The following is a 14,700-nucleotide window of genomic DNA, read 5'->3' as shown; positions in this document are numbered from 1 at the left end:
ACGGCTGCATCGGGTTACCGGAAACGGCGCGGACATTCGTAAGTGTCGCCAGACCAGGGCAGGTCCGATTGAATCATTGCCGGTCGTTGCACGGTCCGCAAACGCGTGCAGCGACGGGATGCGACGTTCCGAAACGGCCCGTCACAGTCCTGGCAATGTATTGACTCGAACCGACATCGTGCCCTCCGCCGAGGCGATCACGCGCAGCACGGTGGCGTCGAAGGCGATGTCGGTCAAAGCGAGGTTGTTGATGTCGGTGTCGACGCGGATGCCGTTCTCGTTCTTCTGCAACTCGGAAATCGCGGTCGCGATCTTGTCGCGGACATTGTCGGCGAACGGCTTGAGATCGACCACCGACCGCTCTAGCAGCGCGCGTTGCAGATGTGGCACCACGGCGCGCGCGGCGGCGCCGAGCAGGCCGAACGCCGCGTCGGATTCGACGGCGAGCTGCAGGTCGGACAGCCGCAGGATCTGCTGCGCCTGATCGACCATCGGCCGTCCCCAGATGTGCACCGTCGCGTCGGCGCCGAGGCCGAAGAAGCTCTCCTTCTCTTTTCCCTTCACCTGCAGCGAGATCAGCAGCCGGTTGCCCGAGGGCACGACGGTCGCATGCTTCACCGTGACCGTGACCGGGCCGGAGCCGTCCTCGGGGAACGTCCGCCCGGCGAGCTGCGAGTCGACGAGCTTGCTGAGCTCGGTGAATGGGACATCGATCGGAACCGCGACGTTGACGGTGCCCGCGGTGGGCGGAACGATCGTGATCTTGTCCGGGAACGGGCACTCCGGCTTGGTCTCGGCCGCCGTGACCCGGGTCTCCGCCTCGATCCCCATGGTGACGCTGACGACGTTCGCATCGATCGCGGGCTGCGCGGCCAGCGCCCGTGTCGGCTTGATCTCGAGCCAGACGGCGGGCAGTCCCGGCGTGGTGCCCTGAAGCGGCACCGAGCGGCAGGCGCGGGCCCACTGCGCCTGCGCCACGCGCCGCATGGTCGGGTCCTTGCGCAGCCTGTCGCTGAGCGCGCTGAGCTGGTCGTTGACGGTCTTGTCGATGACCGGCTTCATCTGCGCGGGCACGTTGACGCGGGCGCCGGCGACGGTCAGCGCGGTGTCGCCGAGATTGACCTGGGCGGTGAAGTTCGGCTCGACATACCAGGAGGCGGCCAGCCGTGGCCGCATCGCGATCAGGACGTTGCCCTTGATGTCGGCGGTGGCGTTCAGGTTCTTGATGTTGATGCCGCCAATCTGCTTGGCGGCATCCGCGCCGAGCAGGCCGCCGATGGCGTCGCCGAGCGCGCCGGTCGCTTTGGCGGACAGCGATCCGGTGACGTTCAGCCGGCCCGAGAGCGGCGTCGCCAGCGACAAAGTGTCCTGGGTGCCGGTGGCGGCGATGGCGCCGCGGGTGACCGTCCAGCCGATGTCGGCATTCTGCAGGATCTGGTTGACGGGGTTGTCGGCCTTGCCGGAGAAATTGCGCGGCGTGGCCTTTTCGGCGGCGTCACGAATCGCGCCGAGCGAGATCGAGACCGGCGTCATGATGATCGAGTTGCGCGTGGCCGGCGGCAGCGGCGGCAGTTGGGTCAGCTGCGGCGCCGGCGTGCTGCCCGAGAACAGAAACACCTCCACGATGATGATGCCGATCAGCACGACGGCGGCAAGGCCGGCGGCGCCGATCAGGATCAGCCGCAGCCGAGGCGGCGAGCGCCGCGGCGGCCGCTGCGTTTTCGGGGCGAGCGGATGCGGCCTGCTCTGCCAATCCGGTCGCGGTGTCGGAAGGTTCATGTCGGATCCACGGACTCCAACTGCCGCGCCGGCCCATGCCGGAAGCGGCGAGATCGCGGTTAATACAAGATTGCCGAGCTTACAGGGCCGGACGGAGGCGCGCCAGGGCAGCCCGTGACGCGGATCATCATCAATCGGCCGTGATGGTGAACGGCGGCATGCGCGCAAAGAAATGACCGCCGCGGCTTTCGGGCCTCGGCGGTCCAGTCAGGGAGGATCCGGGAGAAGGAACGAGCGGTGCGGCCCGCGCAGGTCAGCGGGTCATGCGGCCGAGATCGGCGCGGCGCTCCATCGGCAGCACGATCACCTTGGCGCCGACGCTGACGCGGGCATAGAGGTCGATCACGTCCTGATTGGTCAGACGGATGCAGCCCGACGACACATGCGTGCCGATCGTCTCGGGCGCGTTGGTGCCGTGAATGCGGTAGACGGTGCCGCCGAGATACATCGCGCGGGCGCCGAGCGGATTGCCGGGACCGCCGGCCATGTGACGCGGCAGATAAGGCTGGCGCGCGATCATCTCCGGCGGCGGCGTCCAGTCCGGCCATTCCGCCTTCCTGGTCACCGACTGCACGCCGGACCAGGTAAAGCCGTCGCGGCCCACGCCGATGCCGTAGCGCATCGCCTGGCCGCTGCCGAGCACGTAGTACAAATACTTGTTTGGTGTGTCGATGATGATCGTGCCGGGTGCCTCGCGGGTGGCGTAGCTCACGACCTGGCGGCGCAGGCGCGCGGGCATCTCATAAGCGGTCGCCTCGTCCTCGCGCGGCGTGATCAGTTGCGGCGTCGTTGCCGGCGGCTCGTAGGTCGCCATCGGCGGCGGCAGCAGGAAAGGGAACGGGAGCGGGGCCGGAGGCGCGGCTTGCGTCGGCGTTGCCGCAGCGAACGTACCGACGATCAGCGCAGCGAACAGGATGCGGGATCGCGAACCGACTGTGCCTGACGTGAACATGGACGTCCCCTCGTTTGATCGCTTGGTGCGCGCCGTGCTTGTCTCGACCGGCGTCGTCAAAATCAGTTGCCTGTCATCATTCTCTGCGGCGCATTGACCCGCGCCCGATGCTGCAACTCATAGGGGAGAAAAGTTTCGTTGCGTTTGCGCGCTGCGCGCAAAAAGGTTTCGTCGGCTTAACCGTTTGTTTCATGACGGTTTCACGACAGCAGCCGCGCGGGACAGCCACAGATCGCGGGGAAAACAGCAGTTGGCGGGCAAAAAGACCCTTCGACAGTTCGATGACGTCACACGCCTGAAATAACAATGTCGGAATTTGCGGCTGTTCAGAATCGCTGCAACTTTCCGGATCGCCTTATGCGGATCTTAATCGCAACCGACGCCTGGCACCCGCAGGTCAACGGCGTGGTGCGCACGCTCACCTCGCTGGCTCGCGCGGCCGCCGGCCTCGGCGCCGACATCACCTTCCTCACGCCGGAAGGCTTTCCGTCGTTCGGCGTGCCGACCTATCCGGGCCTGCGGCTCGCCGTGACCAACGGCCGCGAGATCGCCCGGCGCATCGAGGCGGCGGCGCCGGATGCGATCCATATTGCCACCGAAGGCACGATCGGCTGGGCGGTGCGCCGCTACTGCCTGCGCCATGGCCTGCCGTTCACGACGTCCTACACGACGCGCTTTCCGGAGTACGTCGCTGTGCGCACCGGCATTCCCGATGCCGTCGGCTATTGGGTGATGCGCCGCTTCCACGACGCCGCCGCGATGACCATGGTCGCGACAAATTCGCTGAAGCAGGACCTCGCGTCGCGCGGCTTCAAGCGGCTCGGCTTCTGGACCCGGGGCGTCGATACGAAGCTGTTCAATCCGGACGCGCCGGTCGCGCTGGATCTGCCGCGTCCGGTGTTCATGACCGTCGGCCGCGTCGCGGTCGAGAAGAACCTGGAAGCCTTCCTGTCGCTCGACCTGCCGGGCTCGAAGGTGGTGATCGGTAACGGCCCGCAGAAGGCGGAGCTCGAGCGTCGCTTCCCGGCGGCGCATTTCCTCGGCGAGAAGACCGGCAACGATCTGACCGCGCACATGGCGGCCGCCGACGTCTTCGTGTTTCCGAGCCTGACCGATACGTTCGGCGTCGTGCAGCTGGAGTCGCTGGCCTGCGGCACGCCGGTCGCGGCCTTCCCCGTCACCGGTCCGCTCGACGTCATCGCCGATCATCCGATCGGGGCGATCGACTGGGACCTGCGCGCCGCCTGCCTGAAGGCGCTGACCATGTCGCGCGAGACCTGCCGGGCATTTGCGCTCGACCGCTCCTGGGAGAACAGCGCGCGCCAGTTCATCGGCAATCTCGCCGTGCTGCAGCCGTCCCGCGTCGTGCGTCCGACCCCGGTGCTGGCCGGTCAGAGCGCCGTCCGCGGCTGACGGCGAACTTTGCGTCACTCCATCAATTCCAAACCCAAGTGAGATGTAACGATGGCAGAAACCATGAAGCTCGGCGGCGCGCGGGAGCTCGACTTCGATCGCGAGCAGGTCGAGCAGGCCTATGACCGCTGGGCACCGATCTACGACCTCGTGTTCGGCGGCGTGTTCGAGAAGGGCCGCAAGGCCGCGATATCAGCCACGAACAAGCTCGGCGGGCGCGTGCTCGAGGTCGGCGTCGGAACCGGCATCTCGCTGCCGCTCTATGCGCCGCATGTCCGCGTGTTCGGCACCGACATCTCCGAGGCGATGCTCGGCAAGGCGATGCGGCGCGTCGCCGACCAGCGGCTGAAGAACGTCGAGGGTCTCGCGGTGATGGACGCCGAGCAGCTCGACTTTCCCGACGATTCGTTCGACGTCGTTATGGCGCAATATGTCGTCACCGCGGTGCCGAACCCGGAGGTCGCGCTGGACGAGTTCGCGCGCGTGCTGCGCCCGGGCGGCGAACTGATCATCCTGACCCGCGTCAGCGCCGATGACGGCCTGCGCCGGGTGATCGAGCAGGCGCTGCAGCCGGTGGTGCGCCGGCTCGGTTTCCGTACCGCCGAGTTCGGCTGGTCGCGCTACCTGCGCTGGCTCGCCGGCGCCGAGCGCATGGAGCTGGTCGAGCGCCGCCTGATCCCGCCGCTCGGCCATTTCTCGCTGGTCCGCTTCCGCAAGCTGGAGCGTGCCGCCGCGGCCTGAAGCCGCGGCCGCCCTCTACCGCCTCCGCGACGTTCTACGTAGTCCGAAACGTTTCGCTGCGTCCGATCGCATGACATCTTGATGATGTCATGCGATCTACACCGAATCCCTGTACAAGACCTGCAACTCATTCTTCGGAGCAACCATGATCAAGCATTTCCTGGAGCAGCTGCGGATCCAGCGCTGGGACGACCATCGCTACTATCATCACAGCCGTATCAACCAGAGCCTCCACTTCGTCAGCGCGCTCAGCTTCATGATCGCCTATGTGATGATGGTGTTCGACCCGCTGGTCTCGGCGCTGATCGGCTGGCTGGTGTCGATGACCTCGCGCCAGGCGGGCCATTTCTTCTTCGAGCCGAAGGGCTACGACCACGTCAACCAGGCGACCCACGAGCACAAGGAAGAGATCAAGGTCGGCTACAATCTGCAGCGCAAGGTCGTGCTGATGTCGATCTGGGCCGCGGCCCCCGTGGTGCTCTATCTGCAGCCGACCCTGTTCGGCCTGCTGCCGCCCTGGACCTCGGCGATGGAATTCGTGCGCGAGACCGCCAAGCTGTGGCTCGTGATCGGTATCGGCGGCCTGCTGTTCCGCACCATTCATTTGTTCTTCATCCGTGACGTCGAGACCGGGCTGGTCTGGATGACCAAGATCATCACCGACCCGTTCAACGATTTCATGCAGTACCGCGCGGCTCCGCTGGCGCTGCTGCGTGGCGAGCTGATCGACCCCGGCCTGCACCTGATGAACGAAGGCCTCGAAGAGCAGCACGCCTGAGCCGGCTTGAAGCCCAGAGTAAAGCGATGCCCGGGCCGGTCCCGGGCATCGGTGTTTGTGGGGGGCTGTGAGGTGAAATCGAGCGAGCTTGCAGCCATGCGGCACGTGCCACCTTCCCCTGGAGGGGGAGGGGGAGGGGGAGGGTCGACGCGTGCGAAGCGCGCGTCGGGGTGGGGTGATCTCTCCACTTGCTCACCCGCACCTCATGTGCGGACAGGCCGTCACCCCACCCCGGCGCGCATTTCGCTTCGCTCATGCGAGCCGACCCTCCCCCTTCAGGGGAGGGTGGTTGCGCCGTCAGCGCCCGAATGCGGCGCCGAGCATCTCTTTCAGAATCTGGCGCTTGATCGCCTTGTTGGTGAGCGTGCCGTCGTTCCACCACCAGCCGTCCTGCTTCATCTTCTCGGCCGCCGAGACGAAGCGCTTCGTCACCTCGGCAAAATCGGCGTCGGTGTAGTTCAGGCTGAAGATCAAGCGGCCGGTGCCGACCCAGCTCAGCGCCAGGCCCTCGGCACGCAGGTAGTATTGCAGCATCCAATTGTAGCGCGACGGCACGGTGTATTCGACCAGCCAGATCGAATGCATATTGGAGACGCGCACCGGCAGGTCGTGCTCGGCCAGCGCGGCGTTGAGCTGCGCGGCGCGGCCATTCCAGGTTTCATCCAGGCCGTCGTAGATGGCGCGGAGGTTCGGGCTGTCGAGCCGGCTCAGGAACTCGTCCATCGCCGCCATCACATAAGGATGCGAGTTGAAGGTGCCGCGGGCGAAGCAGATGTCGGCCGGGCGGTCGTCGCGGAAGCGGCGCATCAGCTCGCGCTTGCCGCAGACGACGCCGATCGGCAGGCCGCCGCCGAGGCTCTTGCCGTAGGTCACCATGTCGGCTGTGATGCCGAAATACTCCTGGGCGCCGCCCGGCGCGAGCCGGAAGCCGAGGAACACCTCGTCGAACAGCAGCACGATGCCGCGTTCCGTGCAGACCTCGCGCAGCTGCTTCAGCCAGGCGGTGTAGGCTTCGCGGTCGTAGCGACCCTTGCGCGAGGAATCGACCAGCGCCGAGTCGCCGGGCGCATTGCCGTTCGGATGCAGCGCCTGCAGCGGATTGACCAGCACGCAGGCGATGTCGCGCCGCGTGCGCAGGACGTGCAGCGTGCGCTCGGACATCTCGGCCAAGGTGTAGGTCTCGTGCGGCGCGATCGGGTTGCCGACGCCGGGCTGTACGTCGCCCCACCAGCCGTGATAGGCGCCGGCGAAGCGGACCAGATGCGTGCGGCCGGTGTGGTAGCGGGCGAGCCGCACCGCCTGCATCACCGCCTCGGTGCCGGACATGTGGAACGAGACCTCGTCCATGCCGGACAGCTCGGTCAGGCGCTTCACGTTGTCAGCGACGACCGGGTGATAGAGCCCGAGCACCGGGCCGAGCGCGCTCGCGCGCCGCTCGGCAGCCGCGATGCACTCCTTGTAGAAGTCATAGCCGAAGATGTTGACGCCGTAGGAGCCGGTGAGATCGTAGAACCGGTTGCCGTCGAGATCGGTCAGGGTCACGCCGGAGGAAGCCTGCATGAACGAGCCGGCGCCGAGCTGCTCCTTGACCAGACGGCTGTACTGGAACGGGACCCGGTAGCTCTGGGTGAACTGCAGGTCGGAGATGCGGCTTGCGGCTTCCGCCGTCAGCGCGCGGCTCTTGGCGAACTTCTCCTGGAACAGCGCGCCGAGCCGGAAGAAGCCGTCCTGGCGCTTCGTGGCGATCGCCTGCGGTGCGCCGTCGGAGCGGAAGAAGTCGTCGATCTCGAACTCATAGCGCGGGATCAGCCTGGAGATCCGGCGCGACATCTTGGAATGGCCGGCCAGCGAACGGTGCTTGGCGCGCGACAGTTCGATGCGGGCCTTGACCTTCGGGGCCATGGCGGCCGTCACGGCAGCGCCAACGGCGAGCGATACATAAGGAATCGAGTTTTCCATCATGTCCAAAAGCGCTAACCCCTCCTGCTGACAGATTCATGACAGTCAAAAGCCTGATCGCCTCCGTCACCCAACAGGAAGACCTCAACTTCCTGCTCACCAACCGCGTGCCGCGCGCCGCGCTGACCCGCTTCATGGGCTGGTTCTCCAAGATCGAGAACCCGCTCGTCCGGGACGCGTCGATCGCGCTCTGGAAGCTGTTCTCCGACCTCGATCTCTCCGAGGCTAAGGAGAGCCGCTTCAAGAGTCTGCACGCCTGCTTCACGCGCGAGCTGAAGCCCGGCCTGCGGCCGTTCGATCCGGATCCCGCCATCGTCACCAGCCCGTCCGACGGCATCATCGGCGCCCACGGCCTGATCCGCGACGGCGAGCTCTACCAGATCAAGGGCGCGCCCTATTCGCTGCGCGAGCTCGTCGCCGATCCGGCCGTGGTCGAGACCCATCGCAACGGCAGCTTCGTCACCTTGCGTCTGACCTCGAGCATGTATCACCGCTTCCACGCGCCGGCCGACATGACGATCGAGCATGTCAGCCTGATCCATGGCGACGTCTGGAACGTCAATCCGATCGCGCTGAAGCGGGTCGAGCGGCTGTTCTGCAAGAACGAGCGCGCGGTGATCCGCACGCATCTTGCCTCCGGCGAGCCGTTCACGATCGTGCCGGTGGCGGCGATCCTGGTGGCGAGTATCCGCCTGCATGCGCTCGACCGCGTATTGAACGCGCAGACCGAGCGGCCGCTCGCCTACGCCTGTAACAACAATGTGCGCAAGGGCGACGAGCTCGGCTGGTTCGAGCACGGCTCGACCATCATCCTGCTCGCGCCCGGCAACTTCACGTTCTGTCCCAATGTCACGGAGGGTGCTCACATCCGCGCCGGCCAGCCACTGTGGCGCAGGCGCGTCGCCGCCGGATGAATGTCAGGTCCACGCTTGCGGAATCTCGATTTCGGCGTTGCGCAGTCCTATATCGGAGCGTTCAACTGGCGAATCGGACCGCGGGAGTTGCGGTCGTTGCGGCTCGGGAGAGGCGATGGCGAGAGCGCCGATCATGGCGGCAGGTGGCATCGTGCTGCGGCGGGAACAGCCGCCGCGCATCGCGGTCGTGCGCCTGCGCAAGCGCGACGAATGGGTGCTGCCGAAGGGCAAGCTCGACGACGGCGAGACGCCGCGCGACGCCGCCAGGCGCGAGGTGCTGGAGGAGACCGGCCACAAGGTCACCGTGCATGAATTCCTCGGCACCCTGGTTTACGATACCGGCACGCGTGCCAAGGTCGTGCACTATTGGCGCATGGAAGCGGCCGGCGAGCCGTCGCAGCCGCTGATGGACGATGTCCGCGCCGTCGACTGGCTGCCGCTCGATGCGGCGGTGGGGCGGCTGTCGCGCGATCATGAGAAGACGTTCCTGGAGACCGTCGGGCCGTACGCGCTCGCAGGTCTGATCCGCAAGACCAAGGCGAAGTCCGCGCCCGAGGTGGTGGCGAAGACCGCCGCTGACAAGAAGCCGGTCGAGAAGGTCGCAGCGGAGACGGCGGCGGTCGCGGCAAAGCCTGCAACCGCCAGGAAGCGCCGCAGCCGGGTCGTGGAGCAGCCCGCCCCAGCGCCGGCTCCGGAGATCGCCGACCTCGCGATCGCAGTGCCGGGCGAGCAGCCCGCCGAAGCCGTGCTTGCGGCTGCGGCGCCCGACCTCGGTCAATCCGAACCGACTGCTTCGGATCCGGCGGCAGTGCCGGTGGAGGCCCACCCGGTCCCGATGGCGGCCGAACCCGCTGCAAGCGCGCGTGAGCCGGCGGACCTCGAGCGTATCGAGGCCGTGGCCGCAGCGATCAAGTCGCTCGTGCCGAGCAAGGCCGCGCCGGATGCCGAAAGCAGCCCGAGTAAGGACAGGCCGTCGGACGTGCCGAATGCCGGCGCAGAAGCCGCTGCGCCGCGCGAAGACGTGGCCGCCGCGGATGCGGAGGCGCTGGATGGTGCGCCACGCCGCAGCCTGGCGCAGAAGATGCGGGCGTGGCTCGGCCGCGCCGCCTGAGTCTGGTTGACGAAACGATTGATCGGCAAGCGGTTCTGCCGTGCGCATTCTGCGCGTGCCGGCTGAGCAATTCCTGCTGTCCGCTGCTCGAAGATTGCCAAGAACCATTCGCGCCATCGCGGGTTGATGCGGGTCCGTCAACGGAGACACCGCATGAGCCCGTCGCCACCGCGCCAGAGCGCCGCGTCCACCGCAAAGCCTGCCCCTCTGTCCGTCACGCTTCAGATCAATGGCCAGTCGCACACGCTGCCGGTGGCGCCCTGGACCACGCTGCTCGATCTGCTGCGCAATCATCTCGACCTCACCGGCACCAAGAAGGGCTGCGATCACGGCCAATGCGGCGCCTGCACCGTGCTGATCGACGGCCGCCGCGTGCTCTCCTGCCTGACGCTCGCGGTCATGAAAGACGGCGCCGAGATCACGACCATCGAGGGACTCGCCAAGGGTGATGAGCTGCACCCGCTGCAGCAGGCCTTCATCGATCACGACGCCTTCCAATGCGGCTATTGCACGCCGGGCCAGATCTGCTCGGCCGCCGGCCTGATCGCCGAGGGCAGGGCGAAAACGAAGGGCGAGATCCGCGAGCTGATGAGCGGCAACATCTGCCGTTGCGGCGCCTATCCGAACATCGTCGGCGCCATCGAGCAGGCGATGGGAGGCAGCCGATGAACAATTTCGACTACACGCGCGCCAGCGATGTCGCCGAGGCCGTCAAGCTCAAGGTGGCGACGCCGGAGGCCAAGTTCATCGCCGGCGGCACCAACCTGATCGACCTGATGAAGTATCACGTCGAGCAGCCGCGTCAGCTGATCGACATCAGCCGCCTGCCGCTGACGAATGTGGAGGAGACGAGCGCCGGCGGCGTCAGGATCGGCGCGCTGGTCCCGAACAGCACGCTCGCCTATCACCCCCTCATCGAGAGCCGCTATCCGCTGCTGGCGAGCGCGATCCTCGCCGGCGCCTCGGCGCAGCTGCGCAACATGGCCTCGACCGGCGGCAATCTGCTGCAGCGGACGCGCTGCGCCTACTTCTACGACGTCGCCACGCCCTGCAACAAGCGCACGCCCGGCGCCGGCTGCTCGGCGGTCGACGGTCTCAACCGCAGCCATGCCATCCTGGGCACCAGCGCCGATTGCATCGCGACCCACCCCTCCGACATGTGCGTGGCGCTCGCCGCGCTCGACGCCAAGGTGCTGGTCGCGGGCTCCTCGGGCGAGCGCGTCATCGCCCTTGCGGACTTCCATCGGCTGCCCGGCGACCGGCCGGAGCTCGACAACACGCTGCGCGTCGACGAGATCATCACCGCGATCGAGCTGCCCCCGCAGGGCTTCGCCGCGAATCACAGCTATCTGAAGATCCGCGATCGCCTGTCCTACGCATTCGCGCTGGTCTCGGTCGCCGCTGCGCTCGAGCTCGACGGCGGCCGCATCGGCGAGGCGCGCCTGGCGCTCGGCGGCGTCGCCCACAAGCCGTGGCGCAATGAGGCGGCCGAAGCCGCGCTGCGCGGGCAGGCGCCGGATCCCCAGGCGTTCGGCCGCGCTGCGAACATCCTGCTGAGCGATGCGAAAGCCGCCACGCACAACGCCTTCAAGATCCCGCTGGCGCGCCGCGCCATTGTGCGCACCCTGACCCAGGCCGCGAACGCAACGCCCCAGATTCAAGCCATCAAGACCATCCGGTGATGTCATGACAGCTCGCATCGGCACAGCCACCTCCCGCATCGACGGCCGCGCCAAGGTCACCGGTGTCGCCAAATATGCCGCCGAGTTCACCGCGCCCGATCTCGCCTTCGGCGTCGTGGTCAATTCCACCATTCCGAAGGGGCGGATCGTGCGCATCGATACCGGTCGCGCCCTGGCTGTCGACGGCGTCCTCGACGTGCTGACCCACGCCAACCGGGTCAGGATGGCGGACAAGGATGACGCCTATCGCGACGAGGTCGCGCCGGAGGACGGCTCGCCCTATCGTCCGCTCTATGACGACCGGGTGCATTTCAACTACCAGCCGGTGGCGTTGGTCGTCGCCGAGGACGAGGACACCGCGCGTTTCGCGGCGACGCTGGTCGCGGTAGAGTATCTGGCCGAGAGCTTCGCGACCGACCTGCATGCGCGGCGCGAGCAGGCTTTCAAGGTCGACAAGCCGCTCAAGCCGCGCGGCGACGCGACAAAGGCGCTTGCCGGCGCAGCCGTGCGTCACGATGCCGACTATGGCGTCCCGATCGAATATCACAACCCGATGGAGCTCTACGCGTCGACGGTGCTCTGGCGCGAGGGCGGCAAGCTCGTGGTCTACGACAAGACCCAGGGCGTGCAGAATGTGCAGCGCTACGCCTGCAGCGTGTTCCAGCTGAAGGAGGACGACGTCCAGGTGATGTCGCCGTTCGTCGGCGGCGCATTCGGCTCCGGCCTGCGGCCGCAATACCAGGTGGTGCTCGCCGCCATGGCCGCGCTGAAGCTGAAGCGCGCGGTGCGCGTCGTGCTCAGCCGCGCCCAGATGTATGGCCTGTGCTATCGCCCTGCGACGATCGAGCGGCTGGCGCTCGGCGCCCGTGAGGACGGTACGCTGGCGGCGCTGACGCACGAGGCCGTTGCGATGACCTCGCAGCACGAGGCGTTCTCGCGCAACGACATCGGCTGGGGCGATGTGCTCTACACCTCCGCTACTTCGCGCGCGACGCACCGCCTCGCCAAGCTCGACGTGCCGACGCCCGGCGACATGCGCGCGCCCGGCGCCGCCAGTGGCGTCTACGGGCTGGAATGCGCGATGGACGAGCTCGCCGTCGCGCTGAAGATGGATCCTCTCGAATTGCGCCTGCGCTGCTATTCTGATCGGGATCAGGACAAGGATCTGCCGTTCTCCAGCAAGCGGCTGAAGGAGTGCTATCAGCAGGGCGCCGAGGCGTTCGGCTGGTCGAGGCGCAATCCCGAGCCGCGGTCGATGCGTGACGGCCGAGAACTCGTCGGCTGGGGCATGGCGAGTGGTGCCTGGGAGGCATTGCAGATGCCGTTCGCGACGCGGATCGTGATGACGGCGAATGGACATGTCGAGGTGGCGAGCGCGACCTCCGATATCGGCACCGGCACCTACACGATCATGGCGCAGGTCGCCGCCGACATGCTCGGCGTGCCGCTCGACAGCATCAATGTGAAGCTGGGCGACTCCACGCTGCCCAAGGCGCCGGTAGAGGGAGGTTCGTGGACCGCAGCCTCGATCTCGCATGCGATCGTCAACGCCGCCGATGATATCCGGGCGGAGCTGTTGAAGATCGCGCACACCATCCCGGGCTCGCCGTTGCAGGGGCTCACCGCCGACGAAGTGACGCTCGCCGATGGCGCCATCGTCGCCATCTCCGATCGCAGCCGGTCGTTGGCGATGTCGGACGTGATGCGTCACGGTGGCAAGGACCGCATCGAGAAGGAGCGCGGCTCGGATTTCGAGGACGACGACAAGCACGCCCACAACGCCCACTCGGCGGTTTTCGCCGAAGTGAAGGTCGACGAGGAGCTCGGCGTCATCAGAGTGACGCGCATCGTCAATGCCGTCGCCGCCGGGCGCATCCTCAACACCAAGACGGCTTCGAGCCAGATCATGGGCGGGGTCGTCATGGGCATCGGCATGGCGTTGCACGAAGAAGCCCAGATCGACCAGCGGTTCGGGCGCATCATGAACGCCAACATCGCCGAATATCACATGCCGGTGAATGCCGACGTTCACGATATCAAGGTGATCTTCGTCGACGAGGAGGATCGCATCATCAACAAGATGGGCATCAAGGGCGTCGGCGAGATCGGCATCGTCGGCGTCGCCGCGGCGATCGCCAACGCGGTCTATCACGCCACCGGAAGGCGCATACGGGATTTGCCGATCACGCTGGACAAGCTGGTGGGGTGAACCGTCTTCTCTCGGCCATAATGGCGCCGGAGCGAGCCGCGCTCGCCACACCGTCTCCCTTGTTGGTGCCGTTTCGAAACATCTCTCCATTCTTCCGCCCCACGCCGTCCGAAATCTCGGAGAAGGATGCGCCGCCCGCGAGAGGGCGATCATCGTGGGCGTGAGGCGGGAGAAGCATGGTCGAGATCGACGTCGCGGCTTTCGTGAGATCCTGTACCCCCGCCACCATCCGCCTGATGATGCTGTGCGCGGCGCTCGGCCTGTCGGGCTGCGCCACGGCGCAGATGACGCAGAGCGGCGCGCTCGCATCCTATCAGTCGCTGGCGGAATCGAACGGCCTGCTCGCCAAGTCGCAGCTCAACGTCGACAAGGACAATGTGCTCGCGGCCCAGACCGTGCGTATCATGCCGACATCCTTCTCGGGCCAGGCCGGCGCGGTGCTGACGGACCAGCAGCGGCAGCTCGTCGCCAATGCCGTCGACCGCGCGCTGTGTCTCAACCTGAGCGAACGCTTCACGGTCGTGGCGCCCAATCAGAGGGCCGATCTGACGACGCGCACCTTCATCACCCAGGCGACGCCGACCGATCCGGTCGCCGCCGGTGCGTCGAAGGTCGTGTCGGCCGTGCCGGGCGCGCTCGGCGTTCCCGTTCCGGTGCCGCGGCTGCCGATCGGGCTCGGCAGTCTCACGATCGAGGCTGAGGCACTCGACCGCAAGGGCCGGCAGCAGGCCGCAATGGTATGGGCGCGCGGCGCCAATTCGTTCACCAACTCGCCGGTGCTGTCGCAGGCCGGCGATGCCTATGATTTGGCAGGTTCGTTCAGCGCCGATTTCGGCCAGATGCTGGTGACCGGCGAGACCCCGTTCGGAAAGGTGCCGAAGCTGCCGTCGATCGAACGGATCGGCGCGGCGCTCGGCGGCAAGCCGAAGAACGCGGCGTGCGAGGCGTTCGGCAGGGATCCCGGGGTCATCGGCATGGTCGCCAACCGTCTGGGCGCACCGCCGGAATGGGTCGACAAGGGCGCTGTGCCAAGGGACGCACAGGCGAGCACGCAGATCGCGAAGCAGTAGCGGTCATCTGCATCCGCATGCCGCCGTGGGAATGCGAGACGCGGCCGCGTCGGAAAGCATAAGCGCGCAGCTGGTGCTGGCACACCTCGGAT

General features: G+C 66.9%; 12 protein-coding genes. 9 read left to right on the top strand and 3 right to left on the bottom strand.

Going from position 1 to position 14,700, the window contains the following annotated elements:
• Positions 1–141: 141 nt before the first annotated feature.
• Positions 142–1,779 carry a DUF4403 family protein gene (locus QW863_RS30865; RefSeq protein ID WP_315717810.1) on the bottom strand — a complete coding sequence of 546 codons (1,638 nt, stop codon included), beginning with the start codon at positions 1,777–1,779 and terminating at the stop codon, positions 142–144.
• A gap of 253 nt (positions 1,780–2,032) precedes the next feature.
• Positions 2,033–2,731 carry a L,D-transpeptidase gene (locus QW863_RS30860; RefSeq protein WP_315717809.1) on the bottom strand — a complete coding sequence of 233 codons (699 nt, stop codon included), beginning with the start codon at positions 2,729–2,731 and terminating at the stop codon, positions 2,033–2,035.
• 357 nt (positions 2,732–3,088) lie between these two features.
• Here QW863_RS30860 and QW863_RS30855 point away from each other — a divergent pair, with 357 nt between their 5' ends.
• The 3 genes from QW863_RS30855 to QW863_RS30845 all read left to right on the top strand — a co-directional run bounded on the left by QW863_RS30855 (position 3,089) and on the right by QW863_RS30845 (position 5,663).
• On the top strand, positions 3,089–4,144 hold the full coding sequence (locus QW863_RS30855; RefSeq protein WP_315717808.1) for a glycosyltransferase family 1 protein: 1,056 nt from the start codon (positions 3,089–3,091) through the stop codon (positions 4,142–4,144).
• A gap of 51 nt (positions 4,145–4,195) precedes the next feature.
• Complete coding sequence (locus tag QW863_RS30850) at positions 4,196–4,885, top strand: class I SAM-dependent methyltransferase (protein WP_315717807.1); 690 nt, start codon at positions 4,196–4,198, stop codon at positions 4,883–4,885.
• A gap of 145 nt (positions 4,886–5,030) precedes the next feature.
• Entirely contained in the window at positions 5,031–5,663 is a 633-nt protein-coding gene (locus QW863_RS30845) for a hypothetical protein (RefSeq protein WP_315717806.1), read from the top strand.
• Between the two features lie 297 nt (positions 5,664–5,960).
• Here the strand turns inward: QW863_RS30845 and QW863_RS30840 are convergent, their stop codons facing one another.
• A complete protein-coding gene (locus QW863_RS30840) occupies positions 5,961–7,625 on the bottom strand; it encodes an aminotransferase class III-fold pyridoxal phosphate-dependent enzyme (protein WP_409977984.1) in 1,665 nt (554 codons plus the stop codon).
• Between the two features lie 35 nt (positions 7,626–7,660).
• On the opposite strand from QW863_RS30840, the gene asd reads away from it, so the two are divergent.
• The 6 genes from asd (at position 7,661) to QW863_RS30810 (ending at position 14,608) form a co-directional block, all read left to right on the top strand.
• Positions 7,661–8,536, top strand: coding sequence for an archaetidylserine decarboxylase (gene asd, locus QW863_RS30835; RefSeq protein WP_315717805.1), 876 nt, complete (start codon positions 7,661–7,663; stop codon positions 8,534–8,536).
• Positions 8,537–8,651: 115 nt separating this feature from the next.
• Positions 8,652–9,647, top strand: coding sequence for an NUDIX domain-containing protein (locus QW863_RS30830; RefSeq protein WP_315717804.1), 996 nt, complete (start codon positions 8,652–8,654; stop codon positions 9,645–9,647).
• A 153-nt stretch (positions 9,648–9,800) separates the two neighbouring features.
• On the top strand, positions 9,801–10,316 hold the full coding sequence (locus QW863_RS30825; protein ID WP_315717803.1) for a (2Fe-2S)-binding protein: 516 nt from the start codon (positions 9,801–9,803) through the stop codon (positions 10,314–10,316).
• Positions 10,313–11,329, top strand: coding sequence for a xanthine dehydrogenase family protein subunit M (locus tag QW863_RS30820; protein ID WP_315717802.1), 1,017 nt, complete (start codon positions 10,313–10,315; stop codon positions 11,327–11,329). Before QW863_RS30825 ends, QW863_RS30820 begins: the two co-directional genes overlap by 4 nt.
• A gap of 4 nt (positions 11,330–11,333) precedes the next feature.
• The gene (locus QW863_RS30815; RefSeq protein ID WP_315717801.1) at positions 11,334–13,538 is read left to right on the top strand and encodes a xanthine dehydrogenase family protein molybdopterin-binding subunit; all 2,205 of its coding nucleotides are present in this window, start codon (positions 11,334–11,336) and stop codon (positions 13,536–13,538) included.
• Between the two features lie 176 nt (positions 13,539–13,714).
• Entirely contained in the window at positions 13,715–14,608 is an 894-nt protein-coding gene (locus tag QW863_RS30810; RefSeq protein WP_409977982.1) for a DUF3313 domain-containing protein, read from the top strand.
• The last annotated feature ends 92 nt before the right edge of the window (positions 14,609–14,700 follow it).

Origin of the sequence: Bradyrhizobium sp. SZCCHNR1017 (genome assembly GCF_032381375.1) — a bacterium.
Classification (GTDB): Bacteria; Pseudomonadota; Alphaproteobacteria; order Rhizobiales; family Xanthobacteraceae; genus Bradyrhizobium.
The sequence above is the reverse complement of the archived record's forward strand: the minus strand, read 5'-3'. Positions and strand labels throughout refer to the sequence as shown.